General features: G+C 37.9%; 15 protein-coding genes. 14 read left to right on the forward strand and 1 reads right to left on the reverse strand.

The window, feature by feature from the left end; genetic code table 11:
• Positions 1-152: 152 nt before the first annotated feature.
• The 12 genes from liaF (at position 153) to J0J36_RS03470 (ending at position 10,652) form a co-directional block, all read left to right on the forward strand.
• Positions 153-770 (forward strand): cell wall-active antibiotics response protein LiaF, encoded by a 618-nt coding sequence (liaF, locus tag J0J36_RS03415; protein WP_019291665.1) that lies wholly within the window; start codon positions 153-155, stop codon positions 768-770.
• Entirely contained in the window at positions 767-1,747 is a 981-nt protein-coding gene (locus J0J36_RS03420; protein WP_019291664.1) for a sensor histidine kinase, read from the forward strand. The genes liaF and J0J36_RS03420 overlap by 4 nt, the downstream gene beginning before the upstream one ends.
• Positions 1,748-1,764: 17 nt before the next feature.
• On the forward strand, positions 1,765-2,400 hold the full coding sequence (locus tag J0J36_RS03425) for a response regulator transcription factor (protein ID WP_004258491.1): 636 nt from the start codon (positions 1,765-1,767) through the stop codon (positions 2,398-2,400).
• A gap of 80 nt (positions 2,401-2,480) precedes the next feature.
• Entirely contained in the window at positions 2,481-3,284 is an 804-nt protein-coding gene (locus J0J36_RS03430) for a Cof-type HAD-IIB family hydrolase (RefSeq protein WP_019291663.1), read from the forward strand.
• Between the two features lie 61 nt (positions 3,285-3,345).
• Complete coding sequence (locus J0J36_RS03435) at positions 3,346-3,936, forward strand: peptidylprolyl isomerase (protein WP_019291662.1); 591 nt, start codon at positions 3,346-3,348, stop codon at positions 3,934-3,936.
• Position 3,937: 1 nt separating this feature from the next.
• Positions 3,938-4,333, forward strand: a complete 396-nt coding sequence (locus J0J36_RS03440) for a CvfD/Ygs/GSP13 family RNA-binding post-transcriptional regulator (protein WP_019291661.1) — start codon at positions 3,938-3,940, stop codon at positions 4,331-4,333.
• 17 nt (positions 4,334-4,350) lie between these two features.
• On the forward strand, positions 4,351-4,956 hold the full coding sequence (locus J0J36_RS03445; RefSeq protein WP_019291660.1) for a TVP38/TMEM64 family protein: 606 nt from the start codon (positions 4,351-4,353) through the stop codon (positions 4,954-4,956).
• Positions 4,957-5,060: 104 nt separating this feature from the next.
• The gene (locus tag J0J36_RS03450) at positions 5,061-6,374 is read left to right on the forward strand and encodes an FtsW/RodA/SpoVE family cell cycle protein (RefSeq protein WP_019335312.1); all 1,314 of its coding nucleotides are present in this window, start codon (positions 5,061-5,063) and stop codon (positions 6,372-6,374) included.
• Positions 6,375-6,517: 143 nt separating this feature from the next.
• Positions 6,518-6,949 (forward strand): flavodoxin family protein, encoded by a 432-nt coding sequence (locus tag J0J36_RS03455; RefSeq protein ID WP_004258465.1) that lies wholly within the window; start codon positions 6,518-6,520, stop codon positions 6,947-6,949.
• Positions 6,950-7,162: 213 nt separating this feature from the next.
• A complete protein-coding gene (locus J0J36_RS03460) occupies positions 7,163-8,341 on the forward strand; it encodes a CHAP domain-containing protein (RefSeq protein WP_153924632.1) in 1,179 nt (392 codons plus the stop codon).
• Between the two features lie 150 nt (positions 8,342-8,491).
• On the forward strand, positions 8,492-9,391 hold the full coding sequence (locus tag J0J36_RS03465; protein ID WP_019335314.1) for an ABC transporter ATP-binding protein: 900 nt from the start codon (positions 8,492-8,494) through the stop codon (positions 9,389-9,391).
• The gene (locus J0J36_RS03470; protein WP_019291656.1) at positions 9,384-10,652 is read left to right on the forward strand and encodes an ABC transporter permease; all 1,269 of its coding nucleotides are present in this window, start codon (positions 9,384-9,386) and stop codon (positions 10,650-10,652) included. The genes J0J36_RS03465 and J0J36_RS03470 overlap by 8 nt, the downstream gene beginning before the upstream one ends.
• Before the next feature lie 42 nt (positions 10,653-10,694).
• On the opposite strand, the gene J0J36_RS03475 is transcribed toward J0J36_RS03470, so the two are convergent.
• Entirely contained in the window at positions 10,695-11,129 is a 435-nt protein-coding gene (locus J0J36_RS03475; RefSeq protein WP_019291655.1) for a Spx/MgsR family RNA polymerase-binding regulatory protein, read from the reverse strand.
• Between the two features lie 584 nt (positions 11,130-11,713).
• Here J0J36_RS03475 and carB point away from each other — a divergent pair.
• Together carB and J0J36_RS03485 are read left to right on the forward strand one after the other, a co-directional pair.
• Entirely contained in the window at positions 11,714-14,899 is a 3,186-nt protein-coding gene (carB, locus tag J0J36_RS03480; protein ID WP_153924634.1) for a carbamoyl-phosphate synthase large subunit, read from the forward strand.
• Between the two features lie 90 nt (positions 14,900-14,989).
• Entirely contained in the window at positions 14,990-15,523 is a 534-nt protein-coding gene (locus J0J36_RS03485; RefSeq protein WP_019291653.1) for an rRNA large subunit pseudouridine synthase E, read from the forward strand.
• Positions 15,524-15,548 lie beyond the last annotated feature (25 nt).

A 15,548-nucleotide genomic window follows, 5' to 3' on the forward strand; every position in this document is an offset into this window, starting at 1 on the left:
TTTCTTTTCTATATAATAATTGTAACGCTCTCATAAAGAGGAGTCAAAGACAAGCTTATTCAAAAGATCGCTTTAGGTATTCGCTAAATAGAAATTTCAAAATAAGACCAAAGACCGAGCATAGAGCGGTCTTTTTTTGGTAGAATAGAGGTATGAATAGACGGATAAAAACATTTATTGTTATAGAGCTTTGTATCATAGTTGCTTTGCTTTTGCATATTATAAAATCACCGTACTTTCTTGTATTGCTTGCTTTAGCTATATCTTTCAGTATATTGTCACGTAAAATAACCTTTCTCCGTCCTGTAACAGCTGTGCTCTGGATTTTCTTTGCAGTAATGCTCTTGACAGCTGGATGGTTTTGGCTTGCTCTTCTCTTTCCTCTTTTGGTTGGGATTAGTTTTTGGAAAAGGCAAGCCTACACGATGCCAAATTCTTCTTATAGCCAAGCTTATGCGGAGAGTCAGGAAGACATTACACGGGCAAATGGAAATGATGTGATTGATCTCTACGATGTCAATTTTAGGCCTGAAGGAAACAGCTTGAGCATTAAAAAATCAGCAGGAAATACTAAAATTATCGTGCCGGAAGATGTTGCCGTAGCTTTAGAAATTACGGTACACAATGGCATTGTCAAGATTTTTGATGAAGAGACCGAAATTAACCCTGTAAATTTTCGTTATTTCTCAGATATGACAGAAGATACGCAAAAACGGATGCGTATTAAACTCCAGGTTGAAACAGGAAATGTTGAGGTGGTGAAAGGATGAAGAAATCAATCATTAAAACCTTTACCGTCCTTTTTATCATTATTGTTTTGGTTGATGTGCTATTGTTTTCAATCACGAGCGGTGTTTCAACAGCCAGTATTATGGGCGAGATTGCGAATAATTTTTATGGGATCTGGATTTTTCTCTCGGTAGCAGGATTATTGGCCTTAGTTTTTACTTTTTTCAATTTTTTGGAAAACAGCAAAATTAAGAGAGATTTTTATGAAGATATCCAGCGTGTGAGTCAAAATCAAGAACCGGAGCATCCAGAATTGAAGGCTCTTCATTTGCGCTTAAAAGAGATGTCTGTCGAACTGCAAGAACTCTCAAGTCAAAAATCGGCAAATAAAGCCGAAATTGTGGAAACGGAAAGAAAACGTATTTCACGTGAGCTTCATGATTCGGTCAGTCAAGAACTTTTTGCCGCAACGATGATTCTCTCTTCTGTAACGGGTAGCGAAGCTGAAAACTCTAATCTCACACAAGATCAAATTTTGACGCAAACACGTTTAGTTTTAAAAATATTGCATGAAGCACAAAATGAGATGCGAGCCTTATTGTTGCATTTAAGACCTATTGAATTGGACGGCAAGTCCCTTTCGGCAGGTTTAAATTCCTTGACGGATGAATTACAAGCAAAGATATCCGCCAATATTAATGTGAAACTCAGTGATATTCAAGCTTCATCTAACATTGAAGATAACCTCTTCCGTATGGCACAGGAAATTCTGAGCAATGCACTACGGCATTCACAAGCTGATAATATTGAAGTTGTTCTAAAAGAGCAGTATGACAATATTATTCTTAGAATAGCAGATGATGGTGTCGGCTTTGATACACGAGACAGTAAATCAGCCAGCTATGGTCTGGTCAATATAAAAGAGCGCGCGCTTTTGCTCGGTGGGGATGTTAAAATTATTAGTGCGCCAAATCAAGGTACAAGTGTCGAGATACGCATTCCACAAGTGAACCAATAAGAAGTTAAAAGGAAAAAATGGATAAAATAAAATTATTAATTGTTGATGATCATCAAATGGTCCGCTTAGGGCTCTCTAGCTTTATGAATATTCAGCCCGATATTGAAGTCGTAGGAGAGGCAGCGGATGGCGAATCAGGCTATCTTAAAGCAAAAAATTTAAAACCAGATGTCATTCTGATGGATTTGGTTATGGACCGTCTAGATGGCATTGGGGCGACGCAAAAAATCTTAGCGGAAATGCCAGAACAGAAGATTTTGATTTTGACGAGCTTTTTAGATGATGAAAAAGTCTTTCCAGCTTTGGCTGCTGGGGCAAAAGGCTATATTCTCAAAACTTCTCAGGCTGCCGAAATTGCCAGTGCTATCCGTAAAGTTGCGAGCGGGCAAGATGTTTTGTCGGGAGCGGTTAAAGAAAAAATCAATCAACAAAAGCATCGAAAACCTGAATTGTATGACAATCTTTCAAAAAGAGAAATGGAAGTTTTGAAAATATTAGCCCAGGGGCTTTCTAATCAGGAGATTGCGGATCAACTATTTATAAGTCTTAAAACAGTTAAAACACATGTCTCTAACATCTTTAATAAATTAGAAGTGAATGATCGGACGCAAGCAACAATTTATGCTATCCAACACAAACTGGTCGATCAGTAAAAAATTTTAAAAAGTAGAAATCATCATCCCTAATTGTATGTACAATAGCGAAAATAACCTATATCTGGTATAATAGAGTCATGAAAGATTTAATCGAAAAAGCTTCAAAAATCAAAATTATTTTTTTCGATATTGATGATACTTTACGTGACCTAAAAACAGGCTATATCCCCGAAAGCTTACCCTTTATCTTTGAAACTTTACGCCAAAAAGGAATAAAAACAGGTATTGCGACAGGACGAAATTACTATAATGTTCTCCCTGAAATCCGCAATTTAAATCCTGATTTTTTTGTAACGATTAATGGTGCTTTGGTGCAAAACCAGGCGCAGGAGATTATTTACAAAAATCCCTTGGACAAAAAAACAGTTGATGAAATAGTGTCTTGGCTAAAGAGTGAAGGTGCTGAATATCTTTTTGTAGGAAATGAGAACTTAAAAGCTTCAAAATGGGAAGGATTAACTGAGAGCGTTATTCCAGCTGATTATGGCGTACTCGAAGTTAAACCAGATTACTACAAAGAGCATGATGTTTTTCAACTCCTTACAATCTCTGAGCATGATCAAAGACTTCGACTGCCTCAACGTTTGGCTCAAAAAGTAAGAATGGTACGATGGCACCCGAATTCTTCCGATATTGTTCCGGTTTTAGGGAGCAAAGCCAATGGTTGTATGAAAGTATTAGAATATCTCGGTCTTGCACCAGAAAATATGATGAATTTTGGCGATGAGCTTAATGATAAGGAGCTTTTTGATTTGGCTGGACTTTCGGTGGCTATGAAAATCTCACATCCTCTCATTTTGGAAAAAGCAGACTATGTCACGGATACAGTACAGAAAGATGGTATTTTAAAAGCTTTGCGTACACTTCAACTCATCGATTAAACTTACAAAAATGAAAGTCTCATCTACGAGATTTTTGATAAAATTTAGAAAAGAGAAACAAATGACTTACCCACAACTTAATCTTGAAGCATATGATGGAACAACAGCAATCATCCATACTAATCATGGGGATATGACTGTGAAACTCTTTGACGAGCTTGCTCCAAAAACTGTTAAAAACTTTGTTGAACTCAGCAAAAAAGGATACTACGATGGTATTATTTTCCACCGTATTATCAAAGACTTTATGATTCAAGGTGGCGACCCAACAGGAACAGGTATGGGTGGTGAATCAATCTATGGTGAAAAATTTGAAGATGAATTTTCACAAGATGCGTTCAATATTCGTGGTGCCTTGTCAATGGCCAATGCTGGACCAAATACAAATGGAAGCCAGTTCTTCATTGTTCAAAACCAAAACCTCCCTTATCCAAAATCAGCCTTGATTGATGGTGGATGGCCTGAAGAAGTTGCTGAAGTCTACACTCAAGGTGGAACACCGCATCTGGACGGGCGTCACACAGTATTTGGCCAACTTGTAGATGAAAAATCATTTGAAGTTTTAGATAAAATTGCCGCTGTACGTGTCGGAATGCAAGATCGTCCAGTTGACGATGTAGTCATCGAAAATATTGAAATTATCGAGAAATAAAATGATTGATAAATCCGTAAAAATTGGTGATAAAGTCACTGCTGAGATAATCGGGCTCCAAGATTATGGTGCTTTTGTAAAGTTTGCGGACCGTCAAAATACTGAACATAAAGGCTTGATTCATATTTCTGAAGTTCAGTCAGGTTTCGTCAAAAATATTCGAGAAGTTATCAAAGTAGGGCAACATGTAAAAGCTCAGATAATAGATATTGATGAGTACAATGGTAAAGTCAGTCTCTCCATTCGCAGTCTCGAAGAAAATCCACAAAATCATTACTTTTATCGTAAAAAACGATTCACAGATTCTCGTAATAAGATTGGCTTTAAAAGTTTAGCTGAGAAAAGAGAACTTTGGATTGAAGAAGGCGAAAAATATCTGAAAGAAAGAGCAAACTAAATCCACACGAGGTGAAGATGAACAACAATGTCTTAAAATATACCAAACGAGTTTTTAACGTGATTACAATTTTGGGTTTTATTGCTACTATTGTTGGTAGTGTTTACCTCTGGCATCTCGGGGCTTTTCAAGATCAAGAAATTTTGAAACGTCTAGTAACAGCGCATGCTTTGCTTGGTCCGATAATTTTCTTCTGTATGCAAATTATTCAAGTAATTATTCCGATTATTCCGGGAGGATTAACAATTGCAGCAGGGGTCTTAATATTTGGACCTTTCTGGGGTTTTGTTTACAATTATGTCGGGATAGTTGTTGGTTCAGTGATACTTTTCCATCTTGGTCGAAAGTATGGACAGTCCTTAGTTCAGGTCTTTGTCAAAGAGAAAACCTACAACAAGTATATGGCTTGGCTCGAAAAAGGGCAAAAGAGATTTAATATCGCTTTTCTACTTTTAATTCTCTCACCAATCGCGCCTGATGATGCTTTGGTTCTCATTGCGAGTCAGACTCGTATGAGTTGGAAATTCTTTAACTGGGTGATGATTTTATGTAAGCCACTACCGATTTTATTCTATTCGTATGCTTTAATCTTCGGTGGAAACTTACTTGGAAATTTGTTCTAAGAAGAACTTTAAATAACAAACAATAATGGTTTTGCGAAAGCAACCATTTTTATATAAATAATGTATAATAGAGCCTATAGACTTTCTAGTGATGGAGCTTCATTTTGAATAATAAAACAAATACAATAAATAAAAAGGAAAAGCAGCCTAAAAATAAGCTAACTTTTGACAGTCGTATTGACTATGCGCTTATTCTACCAGCTTTTCTTTTAACAGTTATCGGTCTTTATGCCATTTGGGTTGCTGTAAGTCATGATTATCCGACACAAGCGGTTAAGATGGTTGGACAACAAGGGACTTGGATTATTGTCGGTGTTATTTTAGCCTTAATTGTCATGCATATGGACTCGAGGCTGCTTTGGAACCTTACGCCGGTTCTGTATGGTTTTGGTCTTATTTTGATGGTGCTGCCCATATTCTTTTACAGCCCTTCGATGTATGAGCTGACAGGTGCAAAGAACTGGGTTGCCTTTCATAACACCAATCTTTTCCAGCCCTCGGAGCTCATGAAAATAGCCTATATATTGTTTTTAGCAAGGATTGTCGTTTCCTTTCAAAACAAACTGAAAAAACGTTATCTTAAAGATGATTTTATCTTAATTGGACAAATTGGCTTGGCTACTGTGCCCATTGCTATTCTTGCAGCTTTACAAAAAGACTTTGGTACCTTTATGGTTTTCCTTGTGATTGCAGCGGGAATCATTCTTGTTTCAGGGGTATCTTGGAAAATTATCTTGCCTGTCCTCCTCATAGCTATCCTAGTCGCCGTGGGTGTTGTAGCTATGGTGATGAATCCTAAGGGACAAGAGCTCTTAGGAACTGTTTTCAGCCAATATCAGGTTAATCGTTTCTTAGCTTGGCTTCATCCCTTTGAGTACACACAGACATTCTCACTTCAACAATCTCGTGCTTTGATTGCTATCGGTGTCGGCGGTCTCTTTGGACATGGATTTGGAGTGGCAAATGTCAACGTACCAGTCCGTGAATCAGATATGATTTTTACCGTTATCGGAGAAGATTTTGGTTTTGTCGGTGCAACTTTTGTCATTTTACTTTATTTCATCTTGATTTATCGTATGATTCGGGTGACTTTTCAATCCAATAACCAGTTCTATATCTTTATATCCACGGGGATTATTATGATGATTCTGTTCCATGTCTTTGAAAATATTGGAGCAGCGATTGGCTTGGTCCCATTGACGGGTATTCCTTTACCGTTCATTTCACAAGGTGGTTCGGCATTGATCAGTAATATTATTGGTTTAGGGCTCGTACTTTCCATGAAATATAATCAATTGCCTGAGTTCGTATTAGTTCGCGAAGCAGGTAGAAAGAAATTAGAACATAAAAGAGCGCGTCTGTCTCGTTCATCCTATAAAAGAGTGAAGCCAAAAGGGAGACGTAGAATAAGTAAATAAAAAAGCTTTTCAAGGAAAAGCTTTTTTATTTGGAATAACTACAGCAATATGATGAAGTCCACGAAATTTATAAGCTAGAAATTTCACATACTTCACAAAATATGATAGTCTATAAGTGAAGGAACAAAGGAGGAATTATTAAGATGAAATATGCAGTAAGATATGCTTCACGAGGTGGAAATACACGTGCAGTTGCTGATGAAATTGCGAAAAAAATTGATGTGAAAGCAGAACGAATCTCTGAACCTCTAGAAGAGGAAGTAGATGTCTTGTTTCTTGGAGCAGGTGTTTGGTTTGCTTCTGTAACAAAAGACATGAAGGAATACTTGGCAGCTTTAGACAGTGGTAAAATCAAACAAATTGTTGCCTTTTCTACTTCGGGTCACTTGGAATCTGCAATTAAAAAAATTACTGCAGCAGCAAAAGACAAAGGCATTAAAGTTAATGAAGAATCTTTTGATTTGCATTTAAACATGCAAGGTATGACATTTTTCGCACCTGCTGGTGGTGATTTAACAAAAGAACAAATCAATGAAGTTGATGCCTTTGTTGATAAAGTTCTTGCAAAACTATAATATTAATTAACGCCCTTTTATTTAAAAGCTCCTTATTTTGGAGCTTTTTTTGTTTCTTTAAATTATATAGTGTATTAAAAACAAGTTACGCCGGTGCAATAATAGGTAATTTAAATGTAACACGATAAGCGGCTTCTGTAACAAAAATAAAGGTTTTGTGATACAATAGTAATGTTCAAACAAGAAAACCTAGAGGAAGTAAATTTAAAATTTATGAAAAAGAAATTAATTATGACGCTAATGATTTCAACGGTTGTCCTGACTACAGGTGCTCCCTTAGCTGCTGTAAAAGCAGATTCAACGGAAAATAAGTTAGCAGCACAGGACTCAAAGATTGCAAACTTGAAGGATGAGACGAGTTTGGCACAAGCGAAAGTTGAAGCAGTTGGGACCCAAGTAGGGGCTCTAAAAGCTAAGCAAACTTCAATGAAAGAACAGATAGAAAAGCTGTTAGAACAGCAAAAAGCGCAGTCTACACAGATTCGTGAATTGGATAAGAATATTGAAGAACGTAGTCACGCATTAGAAGCACAAGCACGAAGTGCTCAAACTGATGGTTCAGCAACGAATTATATTTCAGCAATTTTGGATTCTAAATCTTTAACCAATGCCATTCAAAAAATCACAGCTATGTCGACTGTTGCAGGTGCCAATAAGGCAATGATTGAACAGCAAGAACAAGATCAAAAGAATGTTCAAGCGAAACTCAAAGATAACATGGAAAAATACGCGGAAGTTACGCGCTTGCAACAAGAGTTGAGCACTCAGGCCGATGAATTGGCAACACAAGAAGCACAACTTAAAGTTGCGCAACTTAATTACCAAGCCACAATCACATCTGAAGAAGGCAAAAAACAAGAATTGTTAACTCAAAAAGCTGAAGCTGAGCAAGCAGCACAAGAAGCTGTTCAAGCTCAAAAAGTAGCTGCACAAGAGTCAGTGGTAGCCCAACAGGAAAAGGTCAAAGAAACTGTAGTGGAAAACAAACCAGCTCCAGTGGCGCCGCCAGTTGTTGATGAAGGCAATCCAACTGTAGAACCTGAAATTGAGCAACCTAAGCCGCCAATTACAGATCCTAAACCACCAGTTTCAACGACGAATCCATATCCAGCTGGACAATGTACGGCTTATGTTTGGGATTACTTTGGTGGTGCAATTCCAACATATGTAGGTAATGCGGCAGACTGGGTACGTTACGCAAACAGTGGACCAGCAGCGGGAACTATTGCTGTCTTTCCACCAGGAAACCAGGGTGCCGGTGGTGTTGGACACGTTGCAGTAGTCATCTCTGTTTCTGGCTCTACGATGAGAGTCAAAGAAGGCAACTTTAACGGTGGTTGGGGGACTGAACGTGAATGTTCAACAGCCGGCGTGAGCTTTATCCGTCCTTAGTAAAAAAGTAGACACAAGAAGCAAGGAGAACTTGCTTCTTTTTTAATTTTTCACCTCTAACTAGGAAAGGATAAGGTTTTTACTTCAATATATCTACTTAATAAGGTATACTAAGTTAAACGATTATCATTTAATTTTAAGGAGGAAGGGATGCTCGAAGTGAAAAATCTCCGAAAGACATTCGGAGAACTTGTTGCTGTTGATGATCTGAGTTTTACTATTGAAGATGGTGAAATTTTAGGTTTTATTGGACAAAATGGATCGGGAAAAACAACAACATTTAGATTAATATTGGATTTTTTGATGCAAGATTCAGGAAGCGTGCTCTGGAATGGTAAGCCGCTCTCTAGTGATGAATATAACATTATTGGTTATTTACCAGAGGAAAGAGGACTTTATCCTAAAGATAGTATAGAAACTCAGTTGCGTTTCTTTGGTCAACTAAGAGGCAAAACGCGAAAAGAAATCGATGAGAAAATCGATTATTGGATGGAAAAATTTGAGGTTAAAGGCAAGCGCACAGATAAGGTTAAAACATTATCAAAAGGGAATCAGCAGAAGGTTCAGCTTATAGCTACGCTGATCCATGAACCGAAACTTGTTATTTTAGATGAACCGTTCTCTGGTTTAGATCCAGTGAATGCAGAGTTGCTCAAAACAGCTGTAGCTGAATTACGTGAGCAAAAAGTCTGCGTTGTCTTTTCAGACCATAATATGCTGAATGTCGAAAAAATGGTGGATAAGATGATAATGGTAAAAGAAGGTAAGAAAATACTGGATGGAACCGTTGATGCTGTACGTCAAAGTTTTGGGCGGACCAAAGTATTTATTGAAGCACCGGTATCACAAGAAGAATTAGCTCAGCTAGAAGGTGTAAAAGAAGTACAGGTGGAACGTAATGGTACTTATGAGTTAACTTTAGAAAATGAAGAAGCAGGAAAAGCTGTTTTTGACTATGTTACACAATCAGGATATATCCAGATGTTTTCACAACAACCACCAAGCTTGGAAGAAATATTCAAAATGAAGGCAGGTGATATTCATGAATAGTAAGTTTTGGACAATCGTGAAAGAAGTCTTTCGTAAAAATGTTAAATCAGTTGCCTTTTTAGTTATGGTCTTTCTCCCGCTTCTCATTGGATTAGTTATTTATGTGATTGCAAGAGTAGCGGATGATGGAGCAGGTGATGTTGATCGTATTGCGGTAGTGACAAAAAGCAAGGAAATTGGAAGTGCGCTGACTGAAGTTAAAGGCAATATTAAGTATGAAGTAATGGACAGAACAGCGGCAAATCGTAAACTTAAAGATGAAGATGTAGGCGCGATTTTAGCTTTAGAGATGGAACAAGGGAAAATAAGCTCAACCTTAGAAACCACACGTTCTCTTGATACGGCAACTCAAATGACTGTCTCACAGACACTTACAGCAATCCAGCAAAGTATCTTTGCCACTCAATTAGGCTTGTCACCAGAAGAAAAAACGAACCTTCTTTCTTCCGCGAAATTAGAGCCTGTGCATGTTGAGTTTGACGCGGATGGCAATCGAATTCAAGGTACAGATTATTCTGGTTTGAGACAGGTGATAGCAACAGTTTTGATTGTCATGATTTGGATTTTTGTTGCAACTTATGGTAGTATTGTGGCGCAAGAAATTGCCAGCGAAAAAGGAACGCGTATCATGGAAGTGATTCTTTCAAGCGTTAAAGCCGAAACTCATTTTTATGGAAAATTAGTGGGGATTATCTTAGTCTGCTCAGTCAATGTTCTTGCTTATGCTGTTCAGATTGGGGTAGGTTATCTAATCTTCAGAGATAATGACATGATGCGTAGCTTCCTTAACGGTTTAAATCTTCAAGAAGTGTTTACTGGACAATTTTGGCTCGTAATTCCGATTGTCATCTTAGGAATTCTCCTGTTTACATTTTTAGCAGCTCTTTCCGGTTCATTGATTTCTCGTGTTGAAGATGTACCTAAAGCACAAACACCAATGACAATGATTGGGCTACTTGGTTACATGCTTTCTGTAATTTTTGCTTCTCAACCTGATAATATCGTGATGACCGTGACAAGTTATATCCCTTTTATTTCGAGTTTTGTCTTGCCAATGCAAATTGCAACAGGTGTAGCAAGTAATTTACAAGTCTGGATTTCCATGGGGATTATGTTTGTAACGATGTTGTTTATACTCCTGTTCTCTGCTCGACTTTATAAATCAAATGTTTTAATCTATAGTAGCGATGGTTTACTTAAAGTTTTGAAACAATCACTTAATAATATCAAAAATGAAGACAAGTTAAAAAATAAAGCTTAATAAAAAAACCAAGTCTCTGAATTCAGAGGTCTTGGTTTTTTATTAACTCGCATGAATATGGAAGTCACGTTCTAATACAATATCACGTACTTTACGACTAATATCGCTCAATCTTACCTCACGAACAGGACGTGGGAGAAATTTTCGAATATCATCGTCATTATAACCAATCTGAAGGCGCTTGTCATCCAAAATAAGCGGACGACGTAAAATGGAACGGTTCTCTTTCATGATTGTAACCAGAGTATTTAAAGAAAATCGCTCAAGGTCTAATGATAAACTCTGATATGCACGGCTTCTTTTGGAAATAATTTCCTCCGTACCATTTTCAGTCAAAGCAAGAATTTCAAGAAAGTCTTCTTTCTTAATATCATCTGTAAGAAGATTTATTTCTTGAAAATCTACACCGTTGTCAACGAGCCATTTTTTTGCTTTTTGGCTTGAGCTGCAACCAGCAACTGTATAAATTTTTATCATATTATCCCCCTTGTCGAAAATCTTATTTATTTCTAATTTGCTTATGAATTAATTATAACATTTTTACGGAAAGTGTCAAGGATATTATTATAAAAATTTAATTGTAAATTTATAATTAATTTTAAAAGTAGCATTTTTCATTTAAAATAAAGGGTTTATACTGTATTTATAGAGGGATAATAGAATAATTTTTCAAAAAGCAAAGAACTTTTTTCTTTTTTTATTTATTAAATAGAAGGCGCTTTCTATTTAATGTAAATCTTATTACTGTTTTTTGATACAAGTTTTTTTCACTGAAATCTCTCGAGGAAGAGAGCTCTCAAAGTTTTCATTTGACTGCATCTTTAGAAAATGATATTCTACTAAAGATAAAACTTTTAAACTGGTCCAGAGAGGCTAGCAAGGTTGTGAACATGAATATTAAATCCTTTTGAATAAAAAGGGAATACTCTATCTTCTTTGCACTTGCTTTTTCTGGCAGGTGCTTTTTTCTTAAAATTCCTAGGAAATGAGAAAAATGTCTGTCAGAGAGTAGTACAAAGTTTATCTCACAGCTGCTTTGGAATTTTAGAAATGGGGATACTATGCCAAAACGTACGGATATTAAGAAGATTATGATTATCGGTTCAGGACCGATTGTTATTGGTCAGGCTGCTGAATTTGACTATGCTGGTACTCAAGCCTGCTTAGCGCTCAAAGAAGAAGGTTATCAAGTTATTTTGGTCAATTCAAATCCAGCAACGATTATGACTGACCGTGAAATTGCTGATAAAGTTTATATTGAGCCGATTACGCTTGAGTTTGTCAGCAAAATCCTTCGCAAAGAAAGACCAGATGCCCTCTTGCCAACCTTAGGTGGTCAAACAGGGCTAAATATGGCGATGGAATTGGCGGAAAGCGGTATTTTGAAAGAACTTTCGGTTGGACTTTTAGGTACAAAATTAACTGCCATTGACCGAGCAGAAGACCGTGAATTATTTAAAGAACTCTGTGAAAGTATTGGAGAGCCTTTGTGCGAATCTGAAATTGCCACAACGGTTGAGGAGGCAGTTAATCAAGCAAAAGAGATTGGCTACCCAATCATTGTCCGTCCAGCCTTTACGATGGGGGGAACAGGCGGCGGAATTTGCAACAACGAAACAGAACTTCGTGAGGTAGTTGCCAATGGATTAAAACTTTCTCCAGTGACACAATGTTTGATTGAAAAATCAATAGCCGGATATAAAGAAATAGAGTACGAAGTGATGCGTGACTCGGCAGATAATGCGATTGTGGTCTGCAACATGGAAAACTTTGATCCCGTAGGTATACATACAGGAGATTCGATTGTGTTCGCGCCTAGTCAAACCTTGTCAGATGTTGAATACCAAATGCTTCGTGATGCTTCATTAAAAATCATTCGTGCTTTGAAAATCGAAGGAGGATGTAATGTTCAGCTTGCTTTGGATCCACATTCTTATAAATATTATGTGATTGAAGTAAATCCCCGTGTCTCACGCTCCTCTGCCTTAGCTTCTAAAGCGACAGGTTATCCGATTGCTAAGATGTCGGCCAAAATTGCAGTCGGAATGACATTAGATGAAATTATCAATCCGGTAACAAACACGACTTATGCTATGTTTGAGCCAGCACTTGACTACGTTGTCTCTAAAATTGCCCGCTTCCCCTTTGATAAATTTGAAAATGGTGATCGTAATCTCGGGACACAAATGAAAGCGACTGGAGAGGTAATGGCTATCGGACGCAACATCGAAGAAAGCTTACTCAAGGCAGTACGTTCATTGGAGATAGGTGTGAGCCACAACCGTTTAGAAGGTGCTGAAGAAGTCACAGAAGAGTTCCTGTACGAAAAAATTATTAAAGCACAGGATGACCGTCTCTTCTATATTTCAGAAGCGATTCGCCGTGGTATTCCGATTGAGGAAATTGCGGCTTTAAGTAAGATTGACATTTTCTTCCTAGATAAATTACTCCATATCGTTGAGATTGAAAAAGAGTTAGAACTGAATGTTTTTGATCCAGAAATTTTGAAAACAGCCAAGAAAAATGGTTTTTCGGACAAAGAGATTGCCAGACTTTGGAATGTGACAGAGTCAGAAGTACGTCGCCGTCGCAAAGATGGTGAAATTCTGCCAGTCTACAAAATGGTAGATACTTGTGCTGCTGAGTTTGAAAGTAGCACACCGTATTTCTACTCGTCTTATGCTTGGGAGAACGAATCTGTAAAATCTGAAAAAGAAAAGATCCTTGTTTTAGGTTCAGGTCCGATCCGTATCGGTCAAGGCGTAGAGTTTGACTATGCGACTGTTCATTCAGTTAAAGCAATCCAAGCTTTAGGCTATGAAGCAATTATCGTCAACAGCAATCCTGAGACGGTTTCTACTGATTTTTCAATTTCGGATAAACTCTACTTTGAACCTTTGACTTTCGAAGATGTCATGAACATTATCGATTTAGAGGAACCCAAAGGTGTAATCGTTCAGTTTGGTGGGCAGACAGCGATTAATCTAGCGGAACCTTTGGAAAAAGCTGGCGTAAGTATCTTAGGAACACAAGTAGCAGACCTTGAACGTGCAGAAGACCGAGATTCCTTTGAAAAGGCTTTGTCCGACTTGGATATTCCACAACCACCGGGAGCAACAGCCACAAATGAAGAAGAAGCAGTTGCCAATGCTGAAAAAATTGGTTATCCTGTCCTGCTACGCCCATCCTTTGTCTTAGGTGGACGTGCTATGGAAATTATTGATAATGAAGCAGATTTGCGTAATTATATGAACCGTGCAGTCAAGGCTTCGCCAGAACACCCAGTATTAGTAGACAGCTATTTGACTGGACAAGAGTGTGAAGTAGATGCTATTTGTGATGGAAAAGATGTTTTGTTGCCAGGAATTATGGAGCATATTGAACGTGCGGGGGTTCACTCGGGAGACTCAATGGCTGTTTATCCACCACAAACCTTCAGTCCTGAAATTATTGAGACAATTGTGGATTATACTAAACGATTGGCAGAAGGCTTAAACTGCATCGGTATGATGAATATTCAGTTCGTTATCCACGAGCAAAAAGTCTATGTTATTGAAGTTAACCCACGAGCTTCGCGTACGGTTCCTTTCCTATCAAAAGTTACAGGAATTCCGATGGCACAACTTGCCACACAGATGATTTTAGGGAAAACACTAGCAGAACTTGGTTACACATCAGGTCTTGCCCCAGAATCTGAACTGGTCCACATCAAAGCTCCAGTCTTCAGCTTTAGCAAATTGGCAAAAGTTGATAGCCTCCTTGGTCCAGAGATGAAATCAACGGGGGAAGTGATGGGATCAGATACAACCTTAGAAAAGGCGCTTTATAAATCTTTTGAAGCTGCAAAACTGCACATGGCTGACCATGGGTCAATTCTCTTTACAGTGGCCGATGAAGATAAAGCAGAAACCTTAGAGATGGCAAAACGTTTTGCTGATATTGGTTATTCACTAGTAGCGACTTCAGGAACTGCACAATACCTAAAAACTGCAGGGCTTTATGTTCGAGAGGTCGGTAAAGTGACGGAATCTACTGAGGATACAGTTATTGATGACATTCGTATGGGGCGTGTTCAAGCTATTGTCAATACAATGGGCAGCAAACGCGTATCAACACAAGAAACGGATGGTTTTCTCATACGTCAGGAAGCAATTAGTCGTGGTATTCCACTCTTTACAGCTTTAGACACAGCAGAAGCTATCCTCCGTGTGATGGAGAGCCGCTCATTTACCATGAATGTTATTTAAACAAAAAAAGCAGACTGGTACTGCTTTTTTTATGTGACATTTTCTTTATGGCAGGTGCGAAGCTGGACCACTTTTGGTACAATAGAGGAGATGATATTACTATTTAATAAACCCTTTGACGTACTCACAAAATTTACGGATACTGAAAATCGTAAAACATTGAAAGATTATATTGATGTTCCTAATGTATATGCTGCAGGACGCTTAGATAAAGACAGTGAAGGCTTACTTTTACTGACAGATGATGGAAAGTTAAATCATAAGCTTACTGACCCAAAGTCCAAGTCTTATAAGACTTATCTTGTACAGGTCGAGGGAGAATTCACTGAGTCAGCAGCTCAAAAACTTCGTGCAGGTGTTTTGCTTAAAGATGGTAAAACACTTCCGGCGAAAGTTAGACGAGTTTCAGAACCAGAGTGGCTTTGGGAGAGAACACCACCGATTCGTGAGCGAAAATCAATACCCACAAGCTGGGTCGAAATCTCTATCAAAGAAGGAAAAAATCGTCAAGTGCGTCGAATGACAGCCAATGTTGGTTTTCCAACATTACGTTTAATCCGTACAAAGATTGGCAATTATGAATTGGGGAATCTTCCTTCAGGAAAGTATAAGATAATAAAATAAAAAAAGAGCATTTGCTCTTTTTGTT

This window comes from Lactococcus sp. LG1074 (assembly GCF_017309525.1).
GTDB lineage: Bacteria > Bacillota > Bacilli > Lactobacillales > Streptococcaceae > Lactococcus > Lactococcus petauri.

Coding starts and splice junctions, on each gene's coding strand:
- J0J36_RS03470 (WP_019291656.1), top strand. CDS start 9,384: ATGAATAGTAAGTTTTGGACAATCGTGAAAGAAGTCTTTCGTAAAAAT.
- J0J36_RS03430 (WP_019291663.1), top strand. CDS start 2,481: ATGAAAGATTTAATCGAAAAAGCTTCAAAAATCAAAATTATTTTTTTC.
- J0J36_RS03425 (WP_004258491.1), top strand. CDS start 1,765: ATGGATAAAATAAAATTATTAATTGTTGATGATCATCAAATGGTCCGC.
- liaF (WP_019291665.1), top strand. CDS start 153: ATGAATAGACGGATAAAAACATTTATTGTTATAGAGCTTTGTATCATA.
- J0J36_RS03420 (WP_019291664.1), top strand. CDS start 767: ATGAAGAAATCAATCATTAAAACCTTTACCGTCCTTTTTATCATTATT.
- J0J36_RS03445 (WP_019291660.1), top strand. CDS start 4,351: ATGAACAACAATGTCTTAAAATATACCAAACGAGTTTTTAACGTGATT.
- J0J36_RS03485 (WP_019291653.1), top strand. CDS start 14,990: ATGATATTACTATTTAATAAACCCTTTGACGTACTCACAAAATTTACG.
- J0J36_RS03465 (WP_019335314.1), top strand. CDS start 8,492: ATGCTCGAAGTGAAAAATCTCCGAAAGACATTCGGAGAACTTGTTGCT.
- J0J36_RS03475 (WP_019291655.1), bottom strand. CDS start 11,129: ATGATAAAAATTTATACAGTTGCTGGTTGCAGCTCAAGCCAAAAAGCA.
- J0J36_RS03440 (WP_019291661.1), top strand. CDS start 3,938: ATGATTGATAAATCCGTAAAAATTGGTGATAAAGTCACTGCTGAGATA.
- J0J36_RS03435 (WP_019291662.1), top strand. CDS start 3,346: ATGACTTACCCACAACTTAATCTTGAAGCATATGATGGAACAACAGCA.
- carB (WP_153924634.1), top strand. CDS start 11,714: ATGCCAAAACGTACGGATATTAAGAAGATTATGATTATCGGTTCAGGA.
- J0J36_RS03460 (WP_153924632.1), top strand. CDS start 7,163: ATGAAAAAGAAATTAATTATGACGCTAATGATTTCAACGGTTGTCCTG.
- J0J36_RS03455 (WP_004258465.1), top strand. CDS start 6,518: ATGAAATATGCAGTAAGATATGCTTCACGAGGTGGAAATACACGTGCA.